3 protein-coding genes are annotated in these 1,449 nt (G+C 35.8%); all 3 read left to right on the forward strand.

Going from position 1 to position 1,449, the window contains the following annotated elements; genetic code table 11:
* Positions 1 to 317, forward strand: a 317-nt coding sequence (locus U4E84_RS17290) for a replication/maintenance protein RepL (RefSeq protein WP_322533334.1), incomplete at its 5' end; no start/stop codon positions are given.
* A gap of 78 nt (positions 318 to 395) precedes the next feature.
* Entirely contained in the window at positions 396 to 722 is a 327-nt protein-coding gene (locus U4E84_RS17295; protein ID WP_322533336.1) for a TrbC/VirB2 family protein, read from the forward strand.
* A partial coding sequence (locus tag U4E84_RS17300) for a conjugal transfer protein TrbL family protein (protein ID WP_322533335.1) occupies positions 700 to 1,449 on the forward strand: 750 nt, incomplete at its 3' end. The genes U4E84_RS17295 and U4E84_RS17300, both read left to right, overlap by 23 nt.

The following is a 1,449-nucleotide window of genomic DNA, read 5'->3' on the forward strand; positions in this document are numbered from 1 at the left end:
TCATCGATTATATCAAACAGAACGATAATGCTGTTTGTGGATCTCAACGAGAGTTGGCCAAACAAATCGGTGTAGCTTACTCGACATTCAAAGAAGTCATTAAGCTAATGATTGATGAAAATCTATTAATCAAAGAGGTTGAAGGTAAAGGACGAGCTGCGATAACAACATTAAAGCTAACGAATGTTTTCGATTTCACGACCGTCAAAAACAAACAAAAGAATGGGCCAAACTCGTATACATATAGGGATACGGTGGTGGGTGGGCAGCCTTCTGCTGTCTATTTAAGTAATTCTAGTTATTTTGATACATCTTAATTTTTGACAAGACTTGCTTTTGTAAACATGCATACGTTATAATAGAGTTAGAGATTTGAAAGGGGGTGAAGACACGTGATGGACATATTATCTACTATTGCTTCCGTGCCACCATTTATTTCAGGCTTACGTGAAGTTTTAAATACATTTACTGATTGGTTATTATACTTAGTTCCTGCAATTATTATTTTAGTATTAGTTGTAGGTGGTATTACTCTTGCAAAAGCCGACGATTCCCACGAAACAAAAGCAATAAAAGACCGCATGGGGCGTTCGATTATTGGTGTTGCCTTAGCAGGTTCGGCTGTTTGGATTGGGAATTGGATGTGGGGTATTTTTGAAAGTTCTGCCCCAGGAAATCAATCAGTAGAGGTGTTAACTAATGTTGCTACGATCCTTCTTTAAAAAGAAAGTCATAGTTTTAGCACCAATACTTTTGATTTCCCTATTTTTACTACCAACTAAAGCTCATGCGGATATTTTAGATTCTATTTTGAATCCAGTCGAAACGATGAATGAAATGATTGTTGATTTCTTAAATACGTTAGCAACATCATTTGCATCATGGGCGTTTGACTGGTTAGGTGAGTTTATTATTAAACAAACTGACCTTTCTAAAGTTCCGAATCTTGAGCTCTTAGTTAGTTGGTCACAATACTCTGCAGGAGCATTAATTGTGTTCTTTTTTGTTAAAAGGCTAATAGAAGGAGCGAGAGATGATGCAACAGGTGAAGATGAACCTAACTATGCTGAAATAATTGGTTCAACAGCTGTTTCAATGGTGTTAGTTTGGGCAATTCCTGAAATTATTCATATGTTAATTAGCGTGAATAATTTGGTTGTTGCTTCTATTACAGACTTAGGTATTGATACGGATATAGGTAGTCGTGGTGAAGGTATGGTAGAAGATTTAATAGGCCCTAATCCTCGAATGGCTACTATAAATGTTATTTTATTAGCTCTAATATGGGTGATATGTATACTCATATTTGCGATAGTTGGGGCAATTCGTTATGTTGAATTAGCTCTATGTTTAATTATTGGCCCTCTTGCTGCTACTGCTTATACAAATCGTTCACAAGTATTTTCATCATATATAACTGAATCTATAGCTGTTATTTTTACGCAAGTG

Origin of the sequence: Halorubrum sp. AD140 (genome assembly GCF_034497445.1) — an archaeon.
GTDB lineage: Archaea > Halobacteriota > Halobacteria > Halobacteriales > Haloferacaceae > Halorubrum.